This window comes from Pseudoxanthomonas indica, from assembly GCF_900167565.1.
Classification (GTDB): domain Bacteria; phylum Pseudomonadota; class Gammaproteobacteria; order Xanthomonadales; family Xanthomonadaceae; genus Pseudoxanthomonas_A; species Pseudoxanthomonas_A indica.
Map to the genome: position 1 here is coordinate 1,183,715 of NZ_FUZV01000002.1, position 23,923 is coordinate 1,207,637.

At 63.4% G+C, this 23,923-nt stretch carries 25 protein-coding genes; 17 read left to right on the plus strand and 8 right to left on the minus strand.

Features of this window, described 5'->3' with window-relative positions; translation table 11 throughout:
* The first annotated feature begins 126 nt into the window (after nucleotides 1–126).
* The 13 genes from B5X78_RS16135 (at nucleotide 127) to B5X78_RS16195 (ending at nucleotide 10,155) form a co-directional block, all read left to right on the plus strand.
* Nucleotides 127–1,713: a calcineurin-like phosphoesterase C-terminal domain-containing protein gene (locus B5X78_RS16135; protein ID WP_079725665.1), complete on the plus strand. Its 1,587-nt coding sequence runs from the start codon at nucleotides 127–129 to the stop codon at nucleotides 1,711–1,713.
* Nucleotides 1,714–1,828: 115 nt separating this feature from the next.
* Nucleotides 1,829–2,107 (plus strand): hypothetical protein, encoded by a 279-nt coding sequence (locus tag B5X78_RS16140; RefSeq protein WP_139381597.1) that lies wholly within the window; start codon nucleotides 1,829–1,831, stop codon nucleotides 2,105–2,107.
* 119 nt (nucleotides 2,108–2,226) lie between these two features.
* Entirely contained in the window at nucleotides 2,227–2,472 is a 246-nt protein-coding gene (locus B5X78_RS16145; RefSeq protein ID WP_139381598.1) for a hypothetical protein, read from the plus strand.
* Nucleotides 2,473–2,586: 114 nt separating this feature from the next.
* Nucleotides 2,587–2,787, plus strand: a complete 201-nt coding sequence (locus B5X78_RS18940) for a hypothetical protein (RefSeq protein WP_484564404.1) — start codon at nucleotides 2,587–2,589, stop codon at nucleotides 2,785–2,787.
* Nucleotides 2,714–3,070, plus strand: a complete 357-nt coding sequence (locus tag B5X78_RS18945) for a hypothetical protein (RefSeq protein ID WP_484564405.1) — start codon at nucleotides 2,714–2,716, stop codon at nucleotides 3,068–3,070. The genes B5X78_RS18940 and B5X78_RS18945 overlap by 74 nt, the downstream gene beginning before the upstream one ends.
* Nucleotides 3,071–3,489: 419 nt before the next feature.
* Nucleotides 3,490–3,747 carry a YjhX family toxin gene (locus tag B5X78_RS16155; protein WP_079725672.1) on the plus strand — a complete coding sequence of 86 codons (258 nt, stop codon included), beginning with the start codon at nucleotides 3,490–3,492 and terminating at the stop codon, nucleotides 3,745–3,747.
* 78 nt (nucleotides 3,748–3,825) lie between these two features.
* A complete protein-coding gene (locus B5X78_RS16160; RefSeq protein WP_079725674.1) occupies nucleotides 3,826–4,380 on the plus strand; it encodes a GNAT family N-acetyltransferase in 555 nt (184 codons plus the stop codon).
* Nucleotides 4,381–4,600: 220 nt separating this feature from the next.
* Nucleotides 4,601–4,882: an immunity protein Tsi6 family protein gene (locus B5X78_RS16165; RefSeq protein WP_079725676.1), complete on the plus strand. Its 282-nt coding sequence runs from the start codon at nucleotides 4,601–4,603 to the stop codon at nucleotides 4,880–4,882.
* A gap of 969 nt (nucleotides 4,883–5,851) precedes the next feature.
* On the plus strand, nucleotides 5,852–6,190 hold the full coding sequence (locus B5X78_RS16175; protein WP_139381599.1) for a hypothetical protein: 339 nt from the start codon (nucleotides 5,852–5,854) through the stop codon (nucleotides 6,188–6,190).
* A 202-nt stretch (nucleotides 6,191–6,392) separates the two neighbouring features.
* The gene (locus B5X78_RS16180) at nucleotides 6,393–7,127 is read left to right on the plus strand and encodes a hypothetical protein (RefSeq protein ID WP_139381600.1); all 735 of its coding nucleotides are present in this window, start codon (nucleotides 6,393–6,395) and stop codon (nucleotides 7,125–7,127) included.
* Nucleotides 7,128–7,662: 535 nt separating this feature from the next.
* Nucleotides 7,663–8,889, plus strand: coding sequence for a S8 family serine peptidase (locus B5X78_RS16185; protein WP_079725683.1), 1,227 nt, complete (start codon nucleotides 7,663–7,665; stop codon nucleotides 8,887–8,889).
* A gap of 185 nt (nucleotides 8,890–9,074) precedes the next feature.
* Nucleotides 9,075–9,545 (plus strand): SRPBCC family protein, encoded by a 471-nt coding sequence (locus tag B5X78_RS16190; RefSeq protein WP_217698683.1) that lies wholly within the window; start codon nucleotides 9,075–9,077, stop codon nucleotides 9,543–9,545.
* 16 nt (nucleotides 9,546–9,561) lie between these two features.
* Nucleotides 9,562–10,155 (plus strand): GNAT family N-acetyltransferase, encoded by a 594-nt coding sequence (locus B5X78_RS16195; protein WP_079726235.1) that lies wholly within the window; start codon nucleotides 9,562–9,564, stop codon nucleotides 10,153–10,155.
* A 68-nt stretch (nucleotides 10,156–10,223) separates the two neighbouring features.
* Here the strand turns inward: B5X78_RS16195 and B5X78_RS16200 are convergent, their stop codons facing one another.
* The 6 genes from B5X78_RS16200 to B5X78_RS16225 all read right to left on the minus strand — a co-directional run bounded on the left by B5X78_RS16200 (nucleotide 10,224) and on the right by B5X78_RS16225 (nucleotide 17,145).
* Complete coding sequence (locus tag B5X78_RS16200; protein WP_217698684.1) at nucleotides 10,224–11,726, minus strand: DUF1254 domain-containing protein; 1,503 nt, start codon at nucleotides 11,724–11,726, stop codon at nucleotides 10,224–10,226.
* Between the two features lie 126 nt (nucleotides 11,727–11,852).
* Nucleotides 11,853–12,554, minus strand: a complete 702-nt coding sequence (gene mtnC, locus B5X78_RS16205; protein ID WP_079726236.1) for an acireductone synthase — start codon at nucleotides 12,552–12,554, stop codon at nucleotides 11,853–11,855.
* A gap of 5 nt (nucleotides 12,555–12,559) precedes the next feature.
* The gene (locus tag B5X78_RS16210; protein WP_079725687.1) at nucleotides 12,560–13,120 is read right to left on the minus strand and encodes a 1,2-dihydroxy-3-keto-5-methylthiopentene dioxygenase; all 561 of its coding nucleotides are present in this window, start codon (nucleotides 13,118–13,120) and stop codon (nucleotides 12,560–12,562) included.
* Between the two features lie 92 nt (nucleotides 13,121–13,212).
* Nucleotides 13,213–13,860: a methylthioribulose 1-phosphate dehydratase gene (locus B5X78_RS16215; protein ID WP_079725689.1), complete on the minus strand. Its 648-nt coding sequence runs from the start codon at nucleotides 13,858–13,860 to the stop codon at nucleotides 13,213–13,215.
* A gap of 254 nt (nucleotides 13,861–14,114) precedes the next feature.
* A complete protein-coding gene (locus B5X78_RS16220; RefSeq protein ID WP_079725691.1) occupies nucleotides 14,115–15,545 on the minus strand; it encodes an amino acid permease in 1,431 nt (476 codons plus the stop codon).
* 118 nt (nucleotides 15,546–15,663) lie between these two features.
* The gene (locus B5X78_RS16225; protein ID WP_079725693.1) at nucleotides 15,664–17,145 is read right to left on the minus strand and encodes an amino acid permease; all 1,482 of its coding nucleotides are present in this window, start codon (nucleotides 17,143–17,145) and stop codon (nucleotides 15,664–15,666) included.
* Between the two features lie 188 nt (nucleotides 17,146–17,333).
* On the opposite strand from B5X78_RS16225, the gene B5X78_RS16230 reads away from it, so the two are divergent.
* Nucleotides 17,334–17,924 carry an NUDIX hydrolase gene (locus B5X78_RS16230; RefSeq protein ID WP_079725695.1) on the plus strand — a complete coding sequence of 197 codons (591 nt, stop codon included), beginning with the start codon at nucleotides 17,334–17,336 and terminating at the stop codon, nucleotides 17,922–17,924.
* A gap of 1 nt (nucleotide 17,925) precedes the next feature.
* Here the strand turns inward: B5X78_RS16230 and B5X78_RS16235 are convergent, their stop codons facing one another.
* On the minus strand, nucleotides 17,926–18,609 hold the full coding sequence (locus B5X78_RS16235; RefSeq protein WP_079725697.1) for an HAD family hydrolase: 684 nt from the start codon (nucleotides 18,607–18,609) through the stop codon (nucleotides 17,926–17,928).
* 53 nt (nucleotides 18,610–18,662) lie between these two features.
* Entirely contained in the window at nucleotides 18,663–19,904 is a 1,242-nt protein-coding gene (serA, locus tag B5X78_RS16240) for a phosphoglycerate dehydrogenase (RefSeq protein WP_079725699.1), read from the minus strand.
* 195 nt (nucleotides 19,905–20,099) lie between these two features.
* Between serA and B5X78_RS16245 the strand changes: the two genes are divergently transcribed.
* The 3 genes from B5X78_RS16245 (at nucleotide 20,100) to B5X78_RS16255 (ending at nucleotide 23,856) form a co-directional block, all read left to right on the plus strand.
* The gene (locus tag B5X78_RS16245) at nucleotides 20,100–21,494 is read left to right on the plus strand and encodes an FAD-binding oxidoreductase (RefSeq protein ID WP_079725715.1); all 1,395 of its coding nucleotides are present in this window, start codon (nucleotides 20,100–20,102) and stop codon (nucleotides 21,492–21,494) included.
* 83 nt (nucleotides 21,495–21,577) lie between these two features.
* On the plus strand, nucleotides 21,578–21,877 hold the full coding sequence (locus B5X78_RS16250; protein WP_079725724.1) for a DUF2388 domain-containing protein: 300 nt from the start codon (nucleotides 21,578–21,580) through the stop codon (nucleotides 21,875–21,877).
* A gap of 5 nt (nucleotides 21,878–21,882) precedes the next feature.
* The gene (locus B5X78_RS16255; protein ID WP_079725726.1) at nucleotides 21,883–23,856 is read left to right on the plus strand and encodes a DUF7844 domain-containing protein; all 1,974 of its coding nucleotides are present in this window, start codon (nucleotides 21,883–21,885) and stop codon (nucleotides 23,854–23,856) included.
* Nucleotides 23,857–23,923 lie beyond the last annotated feature (67 nt).

Genomic DNA, 23,923 nt, shown 5'->3' on the forward strand with positions numbered 1-23,923 from the left:
CGACTTGGTTGGCGCAAGGCAGGCCGGCACGTGCGTCGTCGGAATGGGCGCATTCTTGGATCCAATGCAGGTCGGCTTGGTCACCGGCTTGGCTTAGAATCCAGGCTCCTTGCCGGAGAGCCGCGCATGCGCCAATTGCCCCTGTTGATTCTCCTGTCCGCGTTGGCCAGCCAAGCGTATGCACAGACCCCGCGTTGCCCGACCGGATTTGTCTTCGAGGATCGCAATGGCAACGGCGAGCGAGACCCAGGCGAACGAGGTCTGCCCGGCATCGTGGTGTCAGACGGCCAGCGCATCGTCCGCAGCGATGCACAGGGGCGTTGGCAGTTGGAACCGGTGGATGGCCGCACGGTCTTCCTGATCAAACCCGCAGGCTACGACGTCGCCAACCGCCGCGATGGCCTGCCGGACATCTGGGTGCACCAGCAGCGCGAACAGGCTTTGCCGGCGCTGAAGTACGGCGGCATCACGCCGAGTGGGGCCGGTTGCCATGACTTCGCCCTGCGCCGCGTGAAGAAGGCCGGCAAGACGCTGGACGTGCTGGTGTTCTCCGACAGCCAGACCAAGTCGGTGCAGGACATCGACTACTACTGGCGCGACATCGTCCAGCCGCTGGTGGGCAAGCATGGCGCGCGCTTCGGCATGACCCTGGGCGATATCGTCCACGACGATCTGTCGCTGTATCCCGAGATCCTGCGCACCACCATGTCGCTGGGCATTCCGTGGATGCATGTGCCGGGCAACCACGATCTGGACTTCGACGCGAGCAGCGACGAGGACTCATTGCGCACCTTCCGCCAGCATCTGGGGCCGGATACGTATGCGTGGGAAGAGGAGCAGATGGTCTTCGTCGGCCTGGACGATGTGATCTACCAGCCGGGCCAGAAGCCGGCCTACGTCGGCGGCCTGCGCGAAGATCAGTTCGAATTCCTGCAGGCGTATCTGCCGACCGTACCGCAGGACCGTCTGCTGGTGCTGGGCGTGCACATCCCGTTCTTCTGGCCCGATGCTTCGCGGCCGACCTTCCGCGCCGCAGACCGCGAGCGCCTGTTCGCCCTGCTCAAGGACTTCCCCCATGTCCTGCTGCTGAGCGGGCATAGCCACACCCAGCGGCATTGGTATCACACCGCCGATACCGGCTGGCACGGTGCCAAACCATTGCACGAGTACAACGTGGGCGCGGCCTGTGGCGCGTTCTGGTCCGGCGCCAAAGATGCCGAGGGCATTCCGGATACGACGATGGCTGATGGCACGCCGAACGGCTACGCGCGGCTGCGGGTCAGCGGCAAGGGCAACCATCAAGTGAGCTGGCATGCCGCGCGTGACGCGACCGACAGCGGTATCGGCCTGCACGCGCCCAAGGTGCTGCGCCAAGGCGCGTATCCGGCGTTCGGCGTCTACGCCAATGTCTATATGGGCCAGGACGACAGCCGCGTGGAGTACCGCGTCGATGGCGGCGAGTGGAAGCCGATGCGCCAAGTCGGCCAACCGGATCCGCGCCTGCAGGTGGAAAACCTGCGCGATGATCTGGCGGACCACTTGCGCGGATACGACCGCTCGCCGGAAGCAGAACCGTCAGCGCATCTGTGGCGTGGTGCGTTGCCGACGGATCTGAGCGTGGGCGAGCATCGGGTGGAGGTGCGCACGCAGGATCCATGGCGGGGCGAGCTTACTTCCTCCGTGATGTATCGGTTGGAAGAGGCTGTGCCTTAAGAGAGGCCGTTTGATGGGGCTTGCAGCCGCATCCGACCTTGATTCTTGTGGTACTGGCGCGGCGGGTTTGCAACGTCCGCTTTCGACCTTTGGCGGACTTATGGTAGCTAGGCGCATGAAAGAACTCCGCAGATTTCTTCTCGGCATTGCAATGATCGCACTGGCCGCTTGCGCATCTGGCCCTGGCATCCGCGGCCACCTATCGGCTCAGCAGGTAGAAGAATTCATGGAGCGCGGGCTTGTCGCGCGGATATTTGCGGGTCATGACAGGATTGTCGTCACGATGGATAGCGGCGACATGTACACCGCCAGACTTCCAGACATGGATAAGCTTGCGACGTACGCCAGGCACCGCGAGTCCATTGGCAAGCCTATCATCTATGAGATGGAGTAGATGCAGGACTTCTGGCGTGGACCTAACAACACCATAGGGCATCGGATTGTCAGCGGACATCCCACCGATGTCTCACGTAACCCATGACAAACACGAGCAAGGCTTCGATGGAATCTAAGTTGACCCTCATCCTGGAAGAGATGCGGATGCAGCCCGAAGCGGGTGGAGGACTGCCTGTTCATATGCAATTGCTGAGCGAACAGTTGCGCGACATCGAAGAATGGATCGACGTGAGGGAGTTTGGTGTAGCGTACGAATCGATGGTTGCACTATTGGAGGCCTGCCCATTCCGAGTTTCAGGAAAAGCTGCGGTATGTCTCTTGGAGGCTGGTCTCGTCTTTGGGTTCAAGAGCAGTAGAGACTAGGTCGAGTCGGAATTCCGGCAACTCTGCTTGCGGTTTCGGGGCGGGCCGTCTAACAAATCACTCAGGCCGACGCCGCTTCGCGTCGCGGCTAAATTCAGGCGTTAGGTGCCGCAGATGCAATGGTCGCAACTGAAAAAGAGACTTGAGACTGAGTTCGCCGAGGAGCTACGCGGCCGTGTGGCTGTGCATGTAACTCGGCACCATGAGCGCTCTCGCTCGGGACGCGGTTGGATCACTGTCGATGGACACGAGATGGCCAACTTCCTGCGACTGGTCTGTCTACTACCCAAATCCCGACCATCGTCCATCGTATAAGGACGCCTTGGCGGCCTACGGCGAGTTGCGAGCCTGGGACTTCAAGGAGGCATGTTGGTCCTTGGTACACGACGGTGTTGCTCCAGCGCTTGCTTCGGGAGAGCCGCTGCGTATGACGCTGGCGGTCATGCACCGCAATGTCGGCAAGCGGCGACTGGTGCAACTGGCGTCGGATGAGCAGTTGCACCCGTTGGTACGTCACTTTGTGCAGCTTCGGCTCGACTCATATGGGGCGACACTTGACCACTCATTCAAGCCGAACCCGCTTTGCGGGTCGGATTGATTCGGGCGTTGGTAGATGCAGGGTCTTGGGGAGCCAGTACGACATCTCGGAGCCTTTGGAGAATGGAGGCCCCAGCATGGGTACGAGGAAGGGAAGATTCGTCCGATTCGTCGGAGTCGTACTTAAAAATGTAGGCGGCGCCGAGATATGCGGGGTGTGCATGTCCGCTTCCGACCCAAGGCGGACATTGCGTAGACCCACGCACCGCGCTGTGCCGTTGACGGGTCGCGATGTGGTGTGCCCTAATTCCTCCTGATCGACAGCCCACAGGGCGTCCAGAAGAGGCTTTCATGTTGGAGCTTGTAACCATCCGATAACCGCACTCCGATCGCTTTTGGTTGGGCGGTTACTAGTATGCGAATCCGTAGGTGGGCACGACGTGTCCGCCGGTTTTTGTCTATTCCGGATGATTCCAACAAATGAACATCTCCAGATCGGAGCAGCGGGCACTTCATGTGCTCGCCAAGGGCGGGGCTATTGTCCACGGTCGAAATGAGTCAGGTCGCATCGCAGCGGTCGAATGCCGCACGGTCGATGGCTATGTACTCGCAGACTGCACGCTCGAGGTCTTCAAGAAGCTCAAGTCCAAGCGCCTCATAAGCTCAATGTCCGGCAAGCCCTATCGCATTAATGCGGCGGGGCTTAAAGCGGTTCGACCGCAGCTCGACAACCGTTAGCCATCACCTCCGGCCATATGTCGGCGTGAGGATGCGCGATCAGCGCAGGCGCCGCGGCCACTTTCGGGAAACATTTCCATGACATCAAATAATGCCGCCGGCACCCAGCCGCAGGTCGTTCTGAATCCTGACGTTATCATTCGGGCGGAGGTGGCGACGGATACCGAAGCCATCGGCCTCTTGACCCAACTGGCCTTCGCGCCCCTGGTGCATTCGAGCGGCACGGAGCAGTTTATTGTCGCCGCACTGCGGCGTGCGGACCGTCTGGCGATCTCGCTCGTCGCAACCTCTGGCCTTGAGCTGATCGGCCATGTCGCGGTATCTCCCGTCAGCCTCTCGACGAAGGAGTCGGGCTGGCATGGCTTGGGCCCCTTGTCTGTGCACCCGCGCTGGCAGAAGCAGGGTGTCGGGTCCGCACTGGTTCGCGCTGCACTCGCCCGAATGCGGGAGTTGCAAAGCAGAGGCTGCGTCGTACTTGGCGATCCCGCCTACTACGCGCGCTTCGGTTTCAAGACTTGGCCAGGTTTTTCCTTGCCTGATGTGCCCGCAGAATACTTCCAGGCGCTACCGTTCGGGTTCGATGTCCCGCGCGCCGAAGTGTCGTATCACGCTGCATTCTTGGCATCGGAGTAGTCGAGAGCCAACCCGGTGCGGGCCGCAAGGCGCGGCCCGCACTGACCTGGGCGGAAATGGGATGATGTCTGCTACTGGCCGGAAGCGGCCATGGGGTGGCCGGATCGCGTGGTCGGGTCCTAACGTCCGGTTTCGACCCATAGCGGACACTCGTTACCTACGCGTCAGCCCTCCAATTCCAGTTAAGCTTTGAGCAAAGACTGAACCCTGGGAGGAAGAAATGAAGTCGATCGATGCTGTGCAAAGAGCGTTGGCTCTGGCGCGTACCCGGGCCGGCAAGACGCCGGGATTTCCCTTGTATGCCTCCTGCGTAGCGCAATTGGAGTATCTCCTTTCCAACTTGGATGGGAGCGTTCCAGTTGATCGCCCCAAGCTTCGTACATTCACCATCGGACACTATGCAGTCAGGGAATTTGAAGAGTCCGATGAAGAGTTGGCCCGTGCACTGAAGGACGCATACCTGATCGCGTCAAAGTTGGCCGATGGTGTGAAAGTCACCTAGTGAATGCATGCTTTGCATGTCCGCTTCTGGCCGGAAGCGGCCATTCGGGCTGGCCGGAACGCGTGGTCGCGTGCTAACGTCCGGTTTCGACCCGAAGCGGACATCTCTCGGAGCTCAAACCGTGCAGACTCCCAGGTCCGGTCATGCGCTTATCGAGTCGTGTGCTGAGGACAAATCGTACAACCGGATACTAGTTATCCGGCTCTCAGGTAGTTCGCGCTCAATGTCTAGAAAGCCACCGCTTCCGTTAGCCTTCATTTCTGTAGGCTACCTCGCCTACCTGATCTGGCAGCTAGCCACAGGTGCGGCACCTGCCGTATGGGTCAGATTCGTCTTGGCGGCCTTGATCATTTTCTTCCTACTAAGGGGCAGCAGGGTTGCGGGAGGCATCTGGCTTCTCTGCAACTTGTTCGCCGCCCTAATCACCGCCGTCGCGACCTTCCGCTTCGCTCAGTCGGACACTTCATCGGCCCTCACGTTTGCCGTCATCACGGCTGGCCTTGTTGCCCATTGCGGATATCTCTTTTTTAGCCCTACTGTCAGGCGGTTCCAGTCTTCGGCGCCGCCGACGGATGGGCACTAACAATCTATTCAAGCGGAAGCCGCTTCGCGCGGGCGTTCGATGTCTGCTCCCGGGCGATAGGGGCCGTCGGGATAGTCGGACCGCGTGATCGGGTGCTAAGTCCGGCTTCGACCCAAAGCGGACTTCAGAGATACGGTACCGTTGGCGGAAGATGGGCGGGTTTGGATGACCTCTGGAGTCCACACCCGAGAGGTTCAAACCAAGCGGCACACCTTCTGCCAAGCCACCTGCTGGTCCGGTTTTTCGTCGGCTTGTTAGCCGGACCCAGCAGCCCTAAGATTGAGCGGTATCAAGGGGATAGCCCTCCGTACGGTGCGCTGTCGATAAGTCGTATAACCGGACCCAGGGATCCGGCTATCAGGTAGTCAGGCCTCGCAGTGAGCTATGTGAGCATTGAAGAACTGGAGCTTCTGAGCTTCTTTGAGGTTGAGCCTTCACGGGCTGATCTGGACGTCCCGTGGCCGTACAACGAGCTTACGTATCAAATTAGTCTCGGCCAGCATATGGTCTCTTTCATCATTTCTCCCTCGTACCGGGATCTATCGCTTTCCGTTACTCACGACGGTACGTTGATCTATAGCTTCAGAGGAAGCTCAATCAAAGATGTCCGGTATCACAAGGATGCTGATGTGGAAACTCTGGAGATCGTTGTCTCCGACCGAGACACAATTTGGTTATCCCTTCGTCCCAGTGTTGTCATCACTCAAGACGCGGGCAAGGCCTAACAATTCATTCGAGTCGACACCGCTTCGCGGGTCGGCTTGACTCCGAAGTTGTGAGCGTCCACTTCTGGCCGGAAGCGGGCCTCGGTCTGGCCGGACCGCCATGGGGGCAGCAAGCCGATGGGGCCTTGCGGGTTGGCCTAGGCCGCAGGCTCTGGCTTAATCTTCCACGCCGACCCGCGCTGGCAGATCGAATGGAGCTTCGATGCCAAATCCCAAAGCAACTCTATTGGCAGCAACGTTGACCTGCGCCGCCGCGATGACTGCGTGTGCGGCGACGCCCGATAGCTCGTTAGCCGATGAGTTGCCCGGCTGCTACCGAGCCAGCGACGCAACTCGCTACCAGGCAATGCAAGTTGAACTGAAGGCCGATCACACGTACTACGCCGAGCATCAAGGTCATATGGGCTTGTGGGAATCCGGCATAGGCGTATGGCGCCAGGATGGCAACAAGATCGACTTTTCGCGGGACCAGGTGGACGACAAATCATCTTTGCCCAGTCGCCTGAAGATCAAGCACGGCCCGGAGGGCGTGACGCTGCACATTCCAAATGGCGGCATTCTTTGGGAAGAGCCGCTAACCATCCGGTCGTGTGATGGAGTGGGCTGGCAGGGCACTGCCCTCAATCGTAAAGGTGCACCACCCGCGATCCCCGCCGGCGAGTACACGTTCCAGCATCGATTCGCTGAGCATCCATCGATGCCCAGCGTCGACATGCGGGTGCGCTTTGCCGACGGCCATATCACCGTTACCAATACAAGGCCGGGGACGCCCTTCCCACTGGGTGTCGTGGCAGAAGGACAACTTCGTTGGAACGGAAATGTGGGCAGATGGATCGTCGCCCGCACGCCGGCCGATGTAGAGGCGACCGAAGTGGGCGCGTGCACCGAAGGACCTGAAGTCGTCGACTTGGAACAGCGGATCTACTGGACGTGCTAGATGAATCGCCCAAAGTGGGGAAGGCACGATGTCCCGTCTTGCCCGCGGCTGGACCGCTACACTAGCCGGGCTCGTTCGACAGGTGAGCGGCAGCTTCCGACCCAAAGCGGACGTATGCCTAGCCGGCGTCGCACCGAGTGCAGGTCCGTTTCTTTCAGCTGCTTGTTGACCGGCCAGATGCTCCCTACGGTGCGGTCCTAAGGCGGCGGCTGTCGAAGAGTTGAATATCCTTGCCACAGGGTCCGCCAGTTAGGAAGCTTGAACTCATGAAGAAGCGCTCCTTCTTCATGTGCCCTGGCTTCCAATCCGGTCGCCAACCCAAGCTTGAGCGGCGTTCTGACGTTCAAGTTTGGTCCGTTGGTGACCAACACGAACGCAAACTACCAATCCAAGCCGAATCCGCTTCGCGGCACAGCTAAATTCAGGAGTTCAATATTCGCTCCTGGCCGATTGTGGACATGACGTTCCGACGACCGCGGCCTGTCCGTCTCGTCGATCTCGTTCTTTCCTTTCGACCACCCTAAAGGAGTAACGCATGGTACGCCCGGATTTCGACAAGACGGCCAACAATTGGCTGATAGCAGCACTGATTGTCGCCCTGGCATGCGTGGCTCCTGTGGTCGGAGCGCAAGACGGCGCGGCCGGTTCCTCATTCTGGGTCGACCGCGAAGCCACGGTCATCGCGCATCCAGGACAGCCGGCTGTTCGAATCGCGATTTGGGACAGCGGTGTCGATCTCTCGCTGTTTCCGAAGCAGCTCGCGCGCGATGCGGAAGGTAACCCATTGGTACGGGGCTACGACGCCTTCAAGCAGAGGCAGGACACCAGCATGGCCGTGTTGCCTGACGGCCTCTTGCGGAGGCAGGACGAGCTCAACGGAATCCTCGCCGCGCTGGACGATCGCGACAGCGGGGTCGACAGCCCGGCGGCGCGTGCCATCGTCAAGAAAATGAAGGCACAAACCCCGGAGCAGGCTGCCGCCTTCGACGACGCGCTCGGACGTTGGAGCGGATACGTGCATGGCACTGCACTCGCAGACATAGCACTCGCCGGCCTGCCAAACGCGGAGCTCGTGGTTGCACGCATGGAATGGTGGCATGGCTCGCCACCGGTGCCCTGCTGGTCGCGCGAACTCGCCGACCGCGAAGCCGCATCAATCGCCGACCTGCTGTCCTTCGTCGTCGCCAGCGGCGCCCGCGTGGTCAACATGTCGTGGGGGCGTGCCGAACGTGCCTACGTTGCTAACCTCGCGCAATGCGCACCCGATATGCCCGAGCCGGAACGCCAGGCGCTCGCACGCTACACCGTCGAAGCCATTCGCGCCGTTCTGCAAGACGGTATGCGTGCCGCGCCCGACGTACTATTCGTTGGTGCCGCTGGAAATACGGGCAGTACGGTGCAGGATGCCAATCCCGCCACGCGCCTTGTCCTGCCGAACTTCATCATGGTAGGCGCTGTGGATCGTCGAGGCGCGACGACTGACTGGACCAATACCGGCCCGGAAGTGGCCCTGTACGCCAACGGAGACCGCGTCGCGTCGCGCTTGCCAGGCGGCGGGCTGTCGTATCCGTCGGGGACGTCGATGGCAGCGCCGATTGTCGCTAACGCCGCTGCCAAGCTGTTGACCGTCAACCCGAGGTTGACGGGTGCGCAATTGCGCCAACTACTCGAAGGTACAGCGACGTTCAATGCAACAGGGCAGCGCCTCCTGCACGTCAACAAGGCAGTCGAGGCCGCACGCACCACCGTCAATGACACCTGAGCAAACGAAGCTTTTGCGCATGTCCGCTTCTGACCGCTAGCCGACCTTCGGCCAGACCCTGTCTGGGCCCTCTGTTCACATCACTGGTGTACTGTCGGCTTTGAATGGCCTCATCGATCCACTCGACAGTCGAGCAAGCATCGCGTGTCGAGCCGTGGAAGACGGGGCGCGCGAAGGAGGTGAACGTGAACGACAAAGAGATCGCAGCGAAAGTAGAGATGCTGATAAGAAGGCCCGTCGCGGAGGTATTCGAGGCGTTCGTTGATCCGCAGATCACGTCAAGATTCTGGTTCAGTCGTGGCAGCGGAAGGCTGGAGGCCGGGAAGTCCGTGCGCTGGGACTGGGAGATGTACGGGTTCTCAATGGATGCACACGTCAAGGCGATTGAACCGAACAAGAGGTTGCTTGTTGAATGGTCTGCCGATGGCGCACCCACTGATATCGAGTGGGTCTTCACTTCGCGTCCGGATGGTACGACCTTTGTCAGCATCACCAATTCGGGATTCCATGGCGACGCGCGGGAGAAGGCCGACGCGGCGATCGCGTCCACGGAGGGGTTCGCGTTCGTGCTCGCCGGTGCCAAGGCGCTGCTTGAACACGGCATTCAGTTGAACCTGGTACCCGATCGTTTTCCCGATGGCCTGCCGAAAACGTGAGCCGACGGAGAACCAGATGAATCAGCCATCAATCCAGATACGTAGCGCCACACCTGACGAGGTGCCACAAGCCATCGCAGTGATCGTGGCTGCGTTTATCCAGGACCCACCTGCGCGCTTCGCTTGGCCTTCTCCGCACGACTATCTTTCAACCATGCCTTTGGCTACCCGCGAGTTTGCGGGCAGCAGTTTCACGCATGGCACGGCTTACGTGTCGGCGGACGTACGTGGCGCGGCGCTCTGGTTGCCACCCGGAGTGGAACCGGACGGCGAGTCACTCGACAAGATGTTCCGTGAGACTGCCAAGCGCGAACATCTTGATGACTTGCTCGCGACATTCGAACAGATGGAAAAGTCGCATCCCCGGGAAGCACATTGGTACTTGCCCCAGATTGGTGTGGACCCGAACGCGCAAGGCCACGGCATCGGAGCGGCGTTGATGGATCACGCGCTTGCCCGCTGCGATCAGGAGCAAGCTCTGGCTTACCTTGAGGCATCGAAACCCCAGAACATCCCGTTCTACGAACGCTATGGCTTTGAGGTGATATCCGAAATCCAGATTGGCTCAGCGCCGCCCGTCATGCCCATGCTGCGCAGGCCACGCAGGTAGCTGAGATGCCGGCATCCACACGCTGGCCACCCGACTCGGTATCAAGCCAAGCGCGCCGCCTGCTGATCCTATTGATTCACCCGCTTCAGCGCGGGCGGCACCCAACGTCCGGTCATCACCTCGGCGCGCGGAGAGTACAGGCGCAGGGTCGGCTGGATGACGCCGGAGGCTGGCGACGGTAGCCAGTTGGATTCCTTGCCCGCACCCGGTGATTGCGGCTGCAGGTACAGATCCAGTGAACCATCGCCGTTGAACTGAAGCGCATCGCGATCGCCGATGGCGAACCGGTTGATGGGGTTGGGCACCTGGAATCCCTGCGCGTCGTACATGGTCAGGGACCAGAAAGCGTCTGCAGGTGGCAGCTGGTCCTTGGCAAAATGCAGGACGTAGCGGGTGCTTCCCTGCAGGGGTTTGCCCTCACTGTCGGCGAACACCAGAGGGTAGACCGCATCCTCGGGCAGGTTGGCGCCCAGGCCACCCAGCGCGACCATGGCGCGCCGCAGGTACGACGTGCCGTACGTGCCCATGTTGTCTGTCGCGTAGTTCCATCCGTTGACGTGCGTGGCGCCACTGCCACGACTGATTTCGGCGGTGATTTCGGCCTGCGCTGCCTTGGCTGCCTCATTGATCAAGGCCGTGGTCTTGTCATCCAGGGCACCGGCATTCCAGTCCTGGCCTGGCGCAATCCCCAGCGCGCGCAGGCGGAAAAGCATGGGGTAGTCGGTGCCGTGTGGCGGATATTTCTTCAGCAGCGCCGCAAAGCGCGTGAAGAAGTCCACGCCACTCATCGATTGCACGGTCACCAATGGCGGCGTCTTGTTGTCAACGCTTTCATCGGTCGGCACGCTGGCCGGCGGCGCATAGTCCTTGCCCCACTGCGACAGCGGTGTCAGCTTGAGCTGGTCCTGGACCTTGTGCACGTTGTCGTAATCCGACGGACCATTGGTCTGCGTGCGCTCCATCAGCCAGATCATCGAAGTAGGCGCATCGATGCGTTCCACACCGGCGGGGAGCGAGCCTGACCACCCGGGAGGCACATAGGCGAAGTGGCCGGCCTTCGTGCCTGTCGTGCGCGAGCCCAGCGACGAGAACACGTCCGTCCACATGTCCAGCGTGGGCACGAGATAGAAACGTCCGCCCGTATCGGGCACGCTCAGCACCACCGGACCTTGGCCGAGATCGAGCCAGGCGAACGAATAGAGCGTGTCGAAGTTGAAGCGCACCACGTCGCGCGCGGAGGCATCCGGGTAGGTGCGGAAGTGTGCGAACTGATTCAGCGGCGCTCGCATCGGCACGCTGGTGGCGTTGGGCACATTGGTGGCCTGCCGTTGCGTCACGTCCATCAGGATCAACGGATATGCATAGACATAGGCGTCCCGCAGCAACGCGGAGGCCTTGGCTGGATCCATGCTGGCGAGTGTGGACACCACCGGTGTTGCCGGTGTGACCGGTGAACTCTTGGCCGTCGGTGCTTGCACGGCCGCGTCAGGCGCTGCTGCCTGTTCGCGTTGGCAGCCGCTGGCAACCAGGCCCATCACGGCAATGAGAGTCGCACTGCGCAGTATCGACATCAGGGGCGTCCTCCAGCGGGCCAGTTCCAGGCCATCATGGGAGGACCATAGCGCGGAGGCGCGCTGCGGTAATTCAGTATTTCTACCTAGCTCGTCGTCCGCTTGCCGCGCCGGCACGACATTGACTCACGCGTTTGCAAGCGAAACCTGCTCGAAGCCGGTCACCCGCTCATGCCCGCTGGCATCGGTGCCCAAGCGCGGCTGCGGATAATCCTGCAAGCGATCCACCAACCGCGTCTGCATGCCGGCTTCGCGCGCGGCATCCAGCTCGGCCACGACGTCGGACAGGAACACGATGTCCGAGGCCGGCAGGCCGATGTGGTCGGCAATGCGGCGATAGCTGTCTGCCTCTCGCTTGCCACCGACCTCGGTATCGAACCAACCCGAAATCAACGGCGTCAGATCCCCGGCATCGCTGTGCCCAAAGAACAACTTTTGCGCCGGCACCGAGCCTGACGAGTACACATACAAAGGCAGGCCTTCCGCATGCCACTGCCGCAGCGCCGGCGCCGCATCCGGATAGATATGGGCGGTGAAATCGGCATCCCGATAGCCCGCGTCCCAGATCATTCCCTGCAAGGCCTTCAACGCGGTGTGCTTGCGATCTTCGTCAATCCAGCCCTGCAGGGTTTCGACGATGACCTCGTCGTTGCAGATGCTGCCGTGCTCAATCGCCACGGCATCCAACCAGCGCCGGACCTCCGGCTCGTGGCCGTGCTCGCGGACGAAGCCGGGCAGGGCACGGCGCGCATACGGAAACAGCACATCCTTCACGAACGAGATGCTGCTGGTGGTGCCTTCGATGTCGGTGAGGATGGCGCGCGTCACGTGCTTCATTCCGGCTGGGTCAGGCCGTTGTAACGAGGAAATTCTTTCGCAATGGTGGTGCCGGTGAAATGACCCACCCAGCCATCCGGTTCGGTGAAGAAGCGGATGGCCACGAAGTGCGGTTCCGGCCCCATGTCGAACCAGTGGGTGGCGCCATCCGGCACGGCAATCAAATCGTCCTTGACGCATTCGATCTCGTAGACCTTGTCACCCACGTGCAGGGTGAACAGTCCGGAGCCGGCGACGAAGAAACGCACTTCGTCTTCCTTGTGGTAATGCTCGTCGAGGAACTTGGCGCGCATTTCTTCGCGCTTGGGGTTGTCCGGGGCGATGCTGACCACATCGACCGACTTGAAGCCGCGCTCGGCGACCAGGCGATCAATGTCGGCGCGGTAGGCGTCCATCACCGCTTCCGGGCTCGCGCCGGGTTCAATCGGCTTGTTGGCTTTCCAGCGCTCGAACAGCACACCGATCTTCTGCAGCTCGGTGGCGATGAAATCGGGGTCATAGCTGGCGTACTCCGGCGTGGCCGGGTCGCTGTCGGAAAACAGGCGCAGACGGGTCATGGCGAGGGCTCGACGCGTGGGGAAAACCAAGGGTAGCAGGGCGTGACCGCAGATCCAGTCACATTGTCGGAACTCAGCAGTGCGCGTGCAGCCTAGTGGCGGCAGCCGAGCTTGCGCAGCTCCAGTTCGCAATGGAACAGGAACTCGAAGGCCTCCAGATGCCGGCGCGCTTCGGCCATGTCGCGGCCCCAGGCGTACAGGCCGTGGCCGTCGATCAGATAGCCCCACAGGCATTGCTGATCCAGCAGGGCATCGACCTGGGCGGCCAGGAAGTTCATGTCCTGGGTGTTGCTGAAGACGGGGACGTCCACGGCGGTCTCATGGGTGCTGTTGCCGTGGAAGGCCTTGAGCAGTTCGTAGCCTTCCAGGCGGATGTGGCCGGAGCCGGCGTAGAGGCGCGAGGCGATGGTCTGCACCGGCGAGTGCGTGTGCAGGACGCAGCCGATTTCCGGGAAGCGCTTGTACAACTGGGTGTGCAGCAGGGTCTCCGCGGAAGGGCGGTGATCGCTGCCGACGGCCTTGCCTTCCCAATCCACCACCATGATGTCGGCTTCCACCAGGCGGCCTTTGTCGCGGCCGGAGACGGTGATCGCGGCGTGGCGGTCGTCGAGGCGGTGCGAGAAGTTGCTGCTGGTGGCGGGGGTCCAGCCGGCTTGCGAGAGTTCGCGGATGTTGCTGATCAGCAGCTGGGCGAGTTCGCTGAGGCGGGCGGTGTCGTAGGGGGCGGCGGTGGTGTTCATGGCGCTTAGTTTAGCGCCAGCCGTGTTCAGGTGAGGTGGCGAGTGGGGCAGGACGCAGGCCGAGCAGGCTGGGCGCGAGACTGCGTGAGGGAAGTGGGGACAGGCCCTGGCAACAGGGCCTGGAAACGTTCCTCGACCTGATCGAGCCCCACTTCTGAGCGATCCAGTCCCTGTTGCCAGGGCCTGTCCCCACTTCTGGAGACAGGTTGGCTCGTCATTATCTTGCGGAGTAGCTGAAGCGGCTTTGTGCGCTCTTAGGCTTGGCGCCGCATCTTGCTGTGCTTGTGGCCGTAGAGGAAATACACCGCAAAGCCGACGGCGGTCCACACCACCATCAGGAACCAGTTGTGCGCGGTCATCGTCGAGAGCAGGGCGAGGCAGCAGAAGATGCCGGCCAGGCAGATGCCCCAGGCGAAGGGAATGCGGAAGGGGCGCGGCAGGTCGGGCTGGGTGCGGCGCAGGATGAGCACGCCGGCGCAGACGGCGGCGAAGGCGATCAGGGTGCCCATCGAGGTCAGTTCGCCCAACACGTCCAGTGGGAACAGGGCGGCCAGGATGGCGATGCCGATGCCGGTGATGACGGTGTTGATGTGCGGGGTGCGGTATTCGGGATGGATTTTGGTGAACACCGGCGGCAGCAGGCCGTCGCGGGCCATGATCATGAAGATGCGCGGTTGGCCGATGATCATCACCAGCACCACCGACGACAAACCAATCAGTGCGCCGACTTCCACCACCACGCGCAGCCAGGCCAGTTGTGGGTGTGCGGCCACGGCGGTGACCACCGGCTCGTCGGTGCCCAGCAGGTTGAACGGCACCAGGCCGGTCATCACGGCCGCCATGGCGATGTAGAGCACGGTGCAGATGGCCAGCGACAGCAGCATGCCGATCGGCAGGTCGCGCTGCGGCTTGTGCGATTCCTGCGCCGCCACCGACACGGCTTCAAAGCCGATGTAGGCGAAGAACACCAACGCCGCGCCACGCAGCACGCCTTCGAAGCCGTACTTGCCGGGGCCTTCGTTGGCCGGGATGAAGGGCTGCCAGTTGGCCGGGTCCACGTACTTCCAGCCAGCGAAGATCACCAGGATGATCAGGCCGGTCTTGAGCACCACCATCGCCATGTTCATGGCCGATGACTTGCGGATGCCGACGTAGCACAGCCAGGTCAGCAGTAGCACGATGCCGGCGGCGGGCAGGTTGGCGATCGCGCCGGTGGGCTTGAGCTGTGCATCCAGCGGCGCGCTGACCAGCGACGAGGGCAGGTGGATGCCGAAATGATCCAGCAGGCTGAGGAAGTAGCCGGTCCAGCTCACCGCCACCGCGGAAGCGGAGACGCCGTATTCGAGTACCAGCATCCAGCCGATGAACCAGGCCGCCAGTTCGCCCAGGGTGGCGTAGGTGTAGGTGTAGGCGCTGCCGGAGACCGGCACCATCGCCGCGAACTCGGCGTAGGCCAATGCGCAGAAAGTGCAGCAGATGGCGGCCAGCACGAACGACAGCATGATTGCCGGGCCGGCATGGTTGGCCGCGGCCTGGCCGGTGATCACGAAGATGCCGCCGCCGATCACCGCGCCGATGCCGAGGGCGGTAAGGCCCCAGGGGCCGAGGGTGCGGTGCAGGCTCAGGCCGTCGGCATCGGCGTGGCTGGCGTGAGGGTGTTTGGTGGCCCAGAGTTGTCCGAACATCAGTCGATTTCCTGCATCGGCGCGACGCGCAAGGGCGTCGGCACGGGGATCAAGTGAAGGTATATGCCAGCTGCGAAAAACCGACGGGCCGGCGTTTTGGCGCCGGCCCGGGGTTGACTCATGCTCGCTTGGCGAGGCGGCTGTTGCGATAGCCGTAGACGAAGTAGATCACCAGGCCGATCGCGGTCCAGCCGGTCATCAGATGCCAATGCTCGGAGAACGGCTGCCAGAACAGGTACAGGCAGGTGATCGCGCCGAGCGGGCAGACCAGCCAGACAAAGCGAACGCGGAACGGACGCGGCAGGTCGGGGCGCTTGTAGCGCAGCACCAGCACGCCGACGCAGACGGTGGCGAAGGCCAGCAGCGTGCCCATCGACACCAGGTCGCCAAGCAGGCCAATCGGCAGGAAGCCGGCCAGCAGCGCGGCGAACACGCCGACCACGACCGTGCCCACATACGGGGTCTGGAACTTCGGATGGACCTTGGCGAAGAACTTCGGCAGCAGGCCGTCTTTTGCCATCGAGTAGAAGATGCGCGGCTGGCCCATCAGCATGACCAGGATCACCGAGCTCAGGCCGGCGATGGCGCCAATCTCGACGATGTGCTTGAGCCAGCCCAGGGCGGGATAGGCTTCCAGCGCGGTCGCCACCGGCTTGGGCGTGCTCAGTTGCGGATACGGCAGCAGGCCGGTCAGCACCAGGGCGACGATGATGTAGATGATGGTGCAGATCACCAGCGAACCGAGGATGCCCATCGGCATGTCGCGTTGCGGATTCTTGGCCTCGCCGGCGGCGGTGGAGACCGCATCGAAGCCGATGTAGGCGAAGAACACCGTGGCCGCGCCGCGGACCACGCCTTCCCAGCCGTAGTGGCCCAGGCCGTTGGCATCGACCACGCGTTCCGGGATGAACGGCACCCAGTTCTGCGCGTTGACGTACTTGGCGGCGAAGGCCACGAACAACACGATGACGGTGACCTTGATGGCCACGATGATCGAGTTGACGAAGGCCGACTGGGTGATGCCGACGTAGCACAGGCCGCTGATGGCCGCGATGATGGCCACCGCCGGCAGGTTGATCAGTCCGCCGGTGTAGACCACCGCGCCATTGACCACGTTCAGCGGCGCCGCCGCCAGCGATTCGGGCAGGCCCATGCCGAAGGTGGCGAGGAAACTGTTGAGATAGCCCGACCAGCCCACTGCGACAGTGGACGAGGCGAACAGATATTCGAGCACCAGGTTCCAGCCAATGAACCAGGCGACGAACTCGCCGAGGGTGGCATAGGAATAGGAGTAGGCGCTGCCCGAGACCGGCAGCATCGCCGAGAACTCGGCGTAGCACAGGCCCGCCAGGGCGCAGGCGAAGCCGGCGATGATGAAGCTCAGGACCACGGCCGGGCCGGCGTGTTCGGCGGCAGCGTGGCCGGAGAGAACGAAAATACCCGCGCCGATGACGGCGCCGATGCCCAGCAGGATCAATTGCCTGCCGGTCAACGTCCGTTTCAGGGTGGCTTCGCCTTCCAGGCTGCCTTCGACCGGTTCACCAGCATCCACGTGGCCGGCCGGCTCCACCGGCTTGACCCTGAAAAGAGATTTGAGCATTCGCGATGTCCCCAGGTTGTGTGTCCGGTCTTGGCCGGCGCATTTCGTCATGAAGCGGTCACGGACCCGTGGGCGGTCCGTGCATTGCAGCGCCGTACCTTGCCAAACAGAGCCCATCAGCACAAGCGCAAACGCAGCATCGGCCCGATAATGTGAGCAACAAAGGCAGGATGGACAACTGAACAGGCATGAGCCCGCGCGAATCCCCATTGTTGGAACAATTGCAGGCCTATCGGCAGCGCTGGCCGGAGGAGGCGGCGACGGTCGATGAGTTCGAAACCCTGCTGGGGGATCCGCACGACCCGTTCGTCCGCGATCGGCTGGCTGGCCATTTCACCGGCGGAGTCTGGCTGGTGAGCGCCGACGGCGCACGCATCCTGATGACCCACCACCGCAAACTGCAGCGCTGGCTGCAACTGGGCGGGCATGCCGATGGCGATACCGACATGGCGCAGGTGGCGTTGAAGGAAGCCGAAGAGGAATCCGGCCTGACCGATTTACGGGTGGAGGCGGACGCGATATTCGACCTGGACCGCCACTGGATTCCCGAACGCAAGGACGTTCCCGGCCACTGGCATTACGACGTGCGCTATGTGGTGCGGGCCCAAGGCAGCGAAGCGTTCGTGGTCAGCGAGGAATCGCTGGACCTGGCCTGGCGCGAGATCGCGCCGATGGCGCAGGATCCGGATGAGTCGATGAGCCGGATGGCCAGGAAGTGGTTGGCGCGCAGAGAGAGAGTCGGCACTGAAGTGCCTCCCCCTCACGGCGGAACGCGCTGACTCAACTACGCGCCACGACCTCGTCGATATGGCGCAGCAGGTCGGCGGGATCCTCATAGACCCGGAATGCACCGCTGCGCTCCAGTTCTTCCTGCCCGTAACCACCGGACAGCAGGCCCACCCCCAAGGCACGCGCGCGCTGGGCGGCGAGCATGTCCCAGATGCTGTCGCCGAGCACCAGCGACTGGTGGATATCCACGCCCAGCGCGTCGGCCGCCGCCAGGAACAGATCCGGATCCGGCTTGGCATGGCGCACGAGGTCGCGGGTGATCACCGGCACCTTGGCCGGATCGACGCCAAGCACTTCCAGATTGTGCGCAGCGGTCTCCATGCGGCCGCTGGTGGCGATCGCCCAGGGGATGCCGCTGTCGGTCAGGAAATCGAGCAGTTCGCGCGCGCCGGGCAGCGGCTTGATCGGCTGCAGCGCCGAATTGCGTTTGTACGCCTCGGCATGCCACTGGCGCAGTCGCGCCAGCCGTTCCTCGGTGATGTCGATGCCGGTTTCGCGCAGCAGGATGTGGGTGAACAAGCCCCCGCTCATGCCGATCTTGCGGTGGATGCGCCAGACCGACAAGTCCACGCCTTCGCGATCCAGCGCTTCCTTCCAGGCCAACACATGCTGGTAGACGCTGTCGACCAGGGTGCCATCGAGATCAAACAGGAACGCCGTCTGGGCGCGGGGCATGGCAGGCTCCTAATCGGAAAACGCCGCCGGCCCCGGGCGCGGCGGCGTCGAAATCAAAACAGGATGCGGGTGCGCAGCGTGCCCGGGATGTTGGACAAGGCTTCGCGCAGCTCGGCGCCCTGTTCTTCCGAAGCGGTCACGTCAATCACCACATAGCCGACCTTGGCATCCGTGCGCAGGAACTGGCCGTCGATGTTCAATCCCAGGCGGCTGAAGATTTCATTGATCTGCGACAGCACGCCCGGCACATTGCGATGGATGTGCAGGATGCGGCGGCTGCCGTCGTGGCCGGGCAGGGTGACCTCGGGGAAGTTGACCGCCGACAGGGTCGAGCCATTGTCGCTGTAGCGCACCAGCTTGGCCGCCACTTCCACGCCGATGTTGTCCTGCGCTTCCAGCGTGCTGCCGCCCACGTGCGGGGTGAGGATCACGTTGTCGATGCCGCGCAGCGGCGACTCGAAGGGATCGGCGTTGCCCTTGGGCTCGACCGGGAACACGTCGACCGCCGCGCCGCCGACCTGGCCCGAGCGCAGCGCACCGGCCAGCGCGTCGATATCGACCACGGTGCCGCGCGAGGCGTTGATCAGGTGGCCGCCGCGCTTCATGGCGTGGATCTGCTCGCTGCCGAACATGCCCTGGGTGGAGGCGGTTTCCGGCACGTGCAGGGTCACCACGTCGCTGCGTTCCAGCAGGTCCTGCAGGCTGGTGGCCGAACGCGCATTGCCCAGCGAGAGCTTGGTTTCGATGTCGTGGAAGATCACCTGCATGCCGATCGCTTCGGCCAATACGCCCACCTGGGTGCCGATATGGCCGTAACCGATGATGCCCAGGGTCTTGCCGCGCGCCTCATGGCTGCCGGCGGCCGACTTGGACCAGCCGCCGCGATGGCATTCGGCATTCTTCTGCGGAATGCCGCGCATCAGCATGATCGCCTGGGCGATGACCAGTTCGGCCACGCTGCGGGTGTTGGAATAGGGGGCGTTGAAGACCGGGATGCCGGCCAGTTCGGCCGCGTCCAGATCCACCTGGTTGGTGCCGATGCAGAAGCAACCCACCGCAATCAGGCGGCGCGCCTGCGCCAGCACGTCGGCGCTGAGGTGGCTGCGCGAACGGATGCCGATGATGTGGGCTTCGGCGATGCGCCTTTTCAGCTCTTCTTCCGGCAGCGACTTCTCATGGAATTCGATCTGCGAGTAACCCGCCGCGCGGAAGGTGTCCACAGCCGTCTGGCTGACCCCTTCGAGCAACAGTACGCGGATGTCCTGCTTGGGGTACGAGGTCTTCTTGGTCGACATGGAGGAAGAGCAAGGCAAGCGGCAATGGGGCTTTGCACTATGCCAGAAGCAGGCCGCCGATGCTGCATTGCCGCACACCCGGCCGCCCGGTCCGCAAATGGTTGCAGACGCAACGTCAGCAGCGGCGCCTCAGTGCTGGACGGCCTCCGGCATCGCTGGCACGCTGGCGCTCCCCTCTTGATGCCCTGACTGATCGTGTCGAGCAACGACCCGCGCCTGCTGGCGCTGCAGCAAGCCCTGCCCGAACTGCGCCTGACCACCGAAGCCAGCGAACTGGAACACTACGGCCGCGACTGGACGCGCCGCTGGACGCCGGCGCCGCTGGCCATCGCCTTGCCCACCCGCATCGAGGAAGTGCAGGCGATCGTGCGCTGGGCCAACGAGCAGGGCGTGGCCGTGGTGCCTTCCGGTGGCCGCACCGGTTTGTCCGGTGGCGCCGTCGCCGCCCACGGCGAACTGGTGCTGAGCCTGGAACGGATGAACAAGGTGCTGGCGTTCGACGCCGTGGATCGCATCCTCACCGTGCAGCCGGGCATCGCCCTGGAGGCCGTGCACAACGCCGCGCGCGAACACGGCCTGGTGTATCCGGTCGACTTCGCCGCCCGCGGTTCGTGTTCGATTGGCGGCAACATCGCCACCAATGCCGGCGGCATCCGGGTGATCCGCTATGGCAACACGCGCGAATGGATCGCCGGCCTGAAGGTCGTTACCGGCAGCGGCGAGCTGCTCGACCTCAATCGCGGCCTGATCAAGAACTCCAGCGGCTACGACCTGCGGCAACTGCTGATTGCCTCGGAAGGCACCCTCGGCATCGTGGTCGAGGCCAGCCTGCGCCTGGCCGATCCGCCGCCGCCGACCAACGTGATGCTGCTGGCGCTGCCTTCCTTCGAAGTGCTGATGCAGGTGTTTGCCGAATTCCGCAGCCGTCTGCAGCTGGAGGCGTTCGAATTCTTCACCGACCGCGCCTTGCAGCATGTGCTGGCGCATGGCGCGCAGAAGCCGTTCGAGGAGCTGCATCCGTACTACGTGGTCACCGAGTTCGCCATCGGCAACGAGGCGCAGGAAGCGGCGGCCATGGCCGCCTTCGAAGCCTGCATGGAGCAGGGCTGGGTCAGCGACGGGGTGATCAGCCAGAGCGATGCACAGGCTGCGCAGCTATGGCGCCTGCGCGAAGGCATCACCGAGGCGCTGGCGCCGTACAAGCCCTACAAGAACGACGTGTCGGTGCGGATCTCGGCGATGCCGGCGTTCCTGGCCGAAACCCAGACCCTGCTGGGCCAGGCCTATCCGGAGTTCGAAGTGGTGTGGTTTGGCCACATCGGCGACGGCAACCTGCACATCAACGTGCTCAAGCCCGACGGCCTGGACAACGACGAATTCGTGCGCCAGTGCGAGCAGGTCACCAAGCTGCTGGCGCAATCGCTGCGCCAGCACGCCGGCAGCATCTCGGCCGAACACGGCATCGGCCTGGTCAAGAAGGGCTACCTGGACAGCACGCGCAGCGCGGCGGAAATCGCGGTGATGCGCGGCATCAAGCAGGTACTGGACCCCAACGGACTCATGAATCCGGGCAAGCTGTTCGACCCGTGAGCCGCGCCGGCAGCGCTTGATTCAGGCGTTTGCCGGCGAATGCAGGTAGGCTTGCCGCCTGTCTCAATGTCATCCAACTCCTAATGTCCCGTTCGCTGCTCCTGGCCGCCCTGTTGGCCGTGTCGATTCCCGCCTTTGCCGGCAGCTTTGCCGGTTCTTCCGCCGGTGCGTCCTCGGCCGGTTCGTCCGCCTCCTCGGGCAGCAGCTCGGACGACGACAAGGTCGTACTTCAGGCGCGCGACGACGCCGCCAGCTTCATCGCCAGCGAAGGCCGCATCCGCGGCGCGCAGCTGGAAGCCGCGCTGCGCTACCTGCGCGAGCACGATGCCGAAGCCCGCCAGGCCAGTGATCTGGCGCTGGCGCAGGCCATCCTGGCGCGCTGATCCCGATGCCGCGCCGCCTGCGCCGATGGCGCGGTGGCGCCACTGCCCGGGATCATTCGGTCCCGCGCTGCGGTCGGTGGCTGCTGTTGTTGTTGCTGCTTGGCAGCCTGCCGGCCACGGCGCAAACACGGCTGCAGATCAGCGTCGAAGGCGTGGACGCGCACACGCGCCAGTCCAGCCAGGCGCTTATCGACACCGTCGAACCCCTGTTGCCCGAGCGCCTGCTCGCCGCGCTGCCTGCGCGCACCGAACTGGGATGGCGCGCCTTGCCGGCCGATGTGCATGGGCGCAGCACGGGCCGACGCATCTGGCTGGACGAATCGCTGTTGCCGGGCTGGTTGCAGATCAGCGGAAGCCGGTCTGACTTCGACGGGCCCCTCGACGCCGACACCGGCAGCGAGTCCGACACCGACTCCGCGACCCGCATCGCCATCGGTGACGACGCCCGTTTCCAAGACCCAGCGCCGGTCGAGCAACTGCGCGCTTCGCCCGCCGTGCGCGCGCTAATCCACGAACTGGCCCACCGCTTCGACCGTTCCGCCGCCGGCGGCGTTTCTCGCGAACCGCGTTTTCTGGACCTGGCAGGCTGGCCGCGCAAACCCCTGCCCTGGGGTGGGCGAGGGCATCGCAATGGCATGACCGATCGCAGCCCGGATGCCTACGAACTGCAGCGGCCGAGTGAGTACTTTGCGGTCAACCTGGAGTGGTACCTGCTCGATCCCGGTTATGCCTGCCGCCGTCCGGCGATGGCGCGCTACCTGGCCGAGCACCTGGGTGCGCCGCGGATGGCGACGGATGCTTGCCCGGCCGCGCAGGCTTTCGCCATGCCAGCCAGCGGGCAGGGCGGCAGTGAATGGCTGAGCGTGGATCCGGCGCGCGTGTACGCGGTGGATTACCTGCTGGCCGAAGGCAACGAGCAGGCGATGAGTCGCTGGGGCCACAGCATGCTGCGGCTGGTGATCTGCGCGCCGGGTCGGGCGCCGGGACCGGACTGCCGGCTGGATCTGGCCCACCACCGGGTGCTGTCGTTCCGCGCGTTTGTCGGCGACGTGCAGATTTCCAGCTGGCGCGGCCTCACCGGTTCGTATCCCTCGCGACTGTTCGTGTTGCCGCTGGATCAGGTGATCGACGAATACACCCGCACCGAACTGCGCGGCCTGCAATCGATACCGCTCGACCTGTCGGCCGGGGAGATCAGCCAGCTGGTCGAACGCGCCGCGCAACTGCACTGGAGCTACGACGGCCGCTACTACTTCGTCAGCAACAACTGCGCGGTTGAAACCTGGCGCCTGCTGCAGGATGGCGTGCCACGTCTGTCGGCGCTGCACTTGCGTGGCATCACGCCCAACGGTCTGGCCAAGCGCTTGGCACGTGCGGGCGTGGCGGATCCGTCCGTACTCGATGATCGCCCACGTGCGCTGCGCCAGGGCTACTACTTCGAACCGATGAGCGCGCGTTTCGAAACCCTGTTCGCCGTCGCCAAGGCGCAGCTGGCGTTGCCGCAGAAGGACGCGCAGGCCTGGCTGGACGAGGCTCCCCTGCGCCGGACTCCCTGGTTGGAACAGGGCGACCTGCGCACCAGCGCCGCGCTGCTGGTGCTGGAAGAAGCCGCGCTGCGGCGGCAACAACTGCGCCTGCGCGATCTCTTGAAGCGGCAACTGCTTGGCGGCTCGAAGAGCGACGCCACCCAGGCCCGCAACGAGATACGCCAATGGCTGCGTGACAGCGAATTCCTCAGCCGGCCGGCGGCGTTGTCATCGAGCGGATACGGCCTGCCGCAGTGGGAGGAGCGGGAGCAGTTGCAGTTGCGCCTGGCCGAATCGGGCGCGCGCATGCAGGACGGCGACGAGGCCATGCGTCAGCTCGCCCGCAGCTGGCTGCCGGACAATGAGGCGAAGCAACTCGACACTACCCAGGCCAACCTCGCGGCCATCGGTGAACGCGTACGCACGCTCGCCGGTAGCGCGACGCTCCCCTGAGCAAAACAGGGGTCAGAGTACGTTTACCGGCGGATGGACCGCGGGGCCTGCGGACGGATTCCCGGGG

Coding starts and splice junctions, on each gene's coding strand:
- B5X78_RS16200 (WP_217698684.1), bottom strand. CDS start 11,726: ATGTCGATACTGCGCAGTGCGACTCTCATTGCCGTGATGGGCCTGGTT.
- B5X78_RS16185 (WP_079725683.1), top strand. CDS start 7,663: ATGGTACGCCCGGATTTCGACAAGACGGCCAACAATTGGCTGATAGCA.
- B5X78_RS16225 (WP_079725693.1), bottom strand. CDS start 17,145: ATGCTCAAATCTCTTTTCAGGGTCAAGCCGGTGGAGCCGGCCGGCCAC.
- B5X78_RS16220 (WP_079725691.1), bottom strand. CDS start 15,545: ATGTTCGGACAACTCTGGGCCACCAAACACCCTCACGCCAGCCACGCC.
- B5X78_RS16160 (WP_079725674.1), top strand. CDS start 3,826: ATGACATCAAATAATGCCGCCGGCACCCAGCCGCAGGTCGTTCTGAAT.
- B5X78_RS16195 (WP_079726235.1), top strand. CDS start 9,562: ATGAATCAGCCATCAATCCAGATACGTAGCGCCACACCTGACGAGGTG.
- B5X78_RS16210 (WP_079725687.1), bottom strand. CDS start 13,120: ATGACCCGTCTGCGCCTGTTTTCCGACAGCGACCCGGCCACGCCGGAG.
- B5X78_RS16180 (WP_139381600.1), top strand. CDS start 6,393: ATGCCAAATCCCAAAGCAACTCTATTGGCAGCAACGTTGACCTGCGCC.
- B5X78_RS16215 (WP_079725689.1), bottom strand. CDS start 13,860: ATGAACACCACCGCCGCCCCCTACGACACCGCCCGCCTCAGCGAACTC.
- B5X78_RS16135 (WP_079725665.1), top strand. CDS start 127: ATGCGCCAATTGCCCCTGTTGATTCTCCTGTCCGCGTTGGCCAGCCAA.
- B5X78_RS16140 (WP_139381597.1), top strand. CDS start 1,829: ATGAAAGAACTCCGCAGATTTCTTCTCGGCATTGCAATGATCGCACTG.
- B5X78_RS18940 (WP_484564404.1), top strand. CDS start 2,587: ATGCAATGGTCGCAACTGAAAAAGAGACTTGAGACTGAGTTCGCCGAG.
- B5X78_RS16230 (WP_079725695.1), top strand. CDS start 17,334: ATGAGCCCGCGCGAATCCCCATTGTTGGAACAATTGCAGGCCTATCGG.
- B5X78_RS18945 (WP_484564405.1), top strand. CDS start 2,714: ATGGACACGAGATGGCCAACTTCCTGCGACTGGTCTGTCTACTACCCA.
- serA (WP_079725699.1), bottom strand. CDS start 19,904: ATGTCGACCAAGAAGACCTCGTACCCCAAGCAGGACATCCGCGTACTG.
- B5X78_RS16165 (WP_079725676.1), top strand. CDS start 4,601: ATGAAGTCGATCGATGCTGTGCAAAGAGCGTTGGCTCTGGCGCGTACC.
- B5X78_RS16250 (WP_079725724.1), top strand. CDS start 21,578: ATGTCCCGTTCGCTGCTCCTGGCCGCCCTGTTGGCCGTGTCGATTCCC.
- B5X78_RS16255 (WP_079725726.1), top strand. CDS start 21,883: ATGCCGCGCCGCCTGCGCCGATGGCGCGGTGGCGCCACTGCCCGGGAT.
- B5X78_RS16235 (WP_079725697.1), bottom strand. CDS start 18,609: ATGCCCCGCGCCCAGACGGCGTTCCTGTTTGATCTCGATGGCACCCTG.
- B5X78_RS16155 (WP_079725672.1), top strand. CDS start 3,490: ATGAACATCTCCAGATCGGAGCAGCGGGCACTTCATGTGCTCGCCAAG.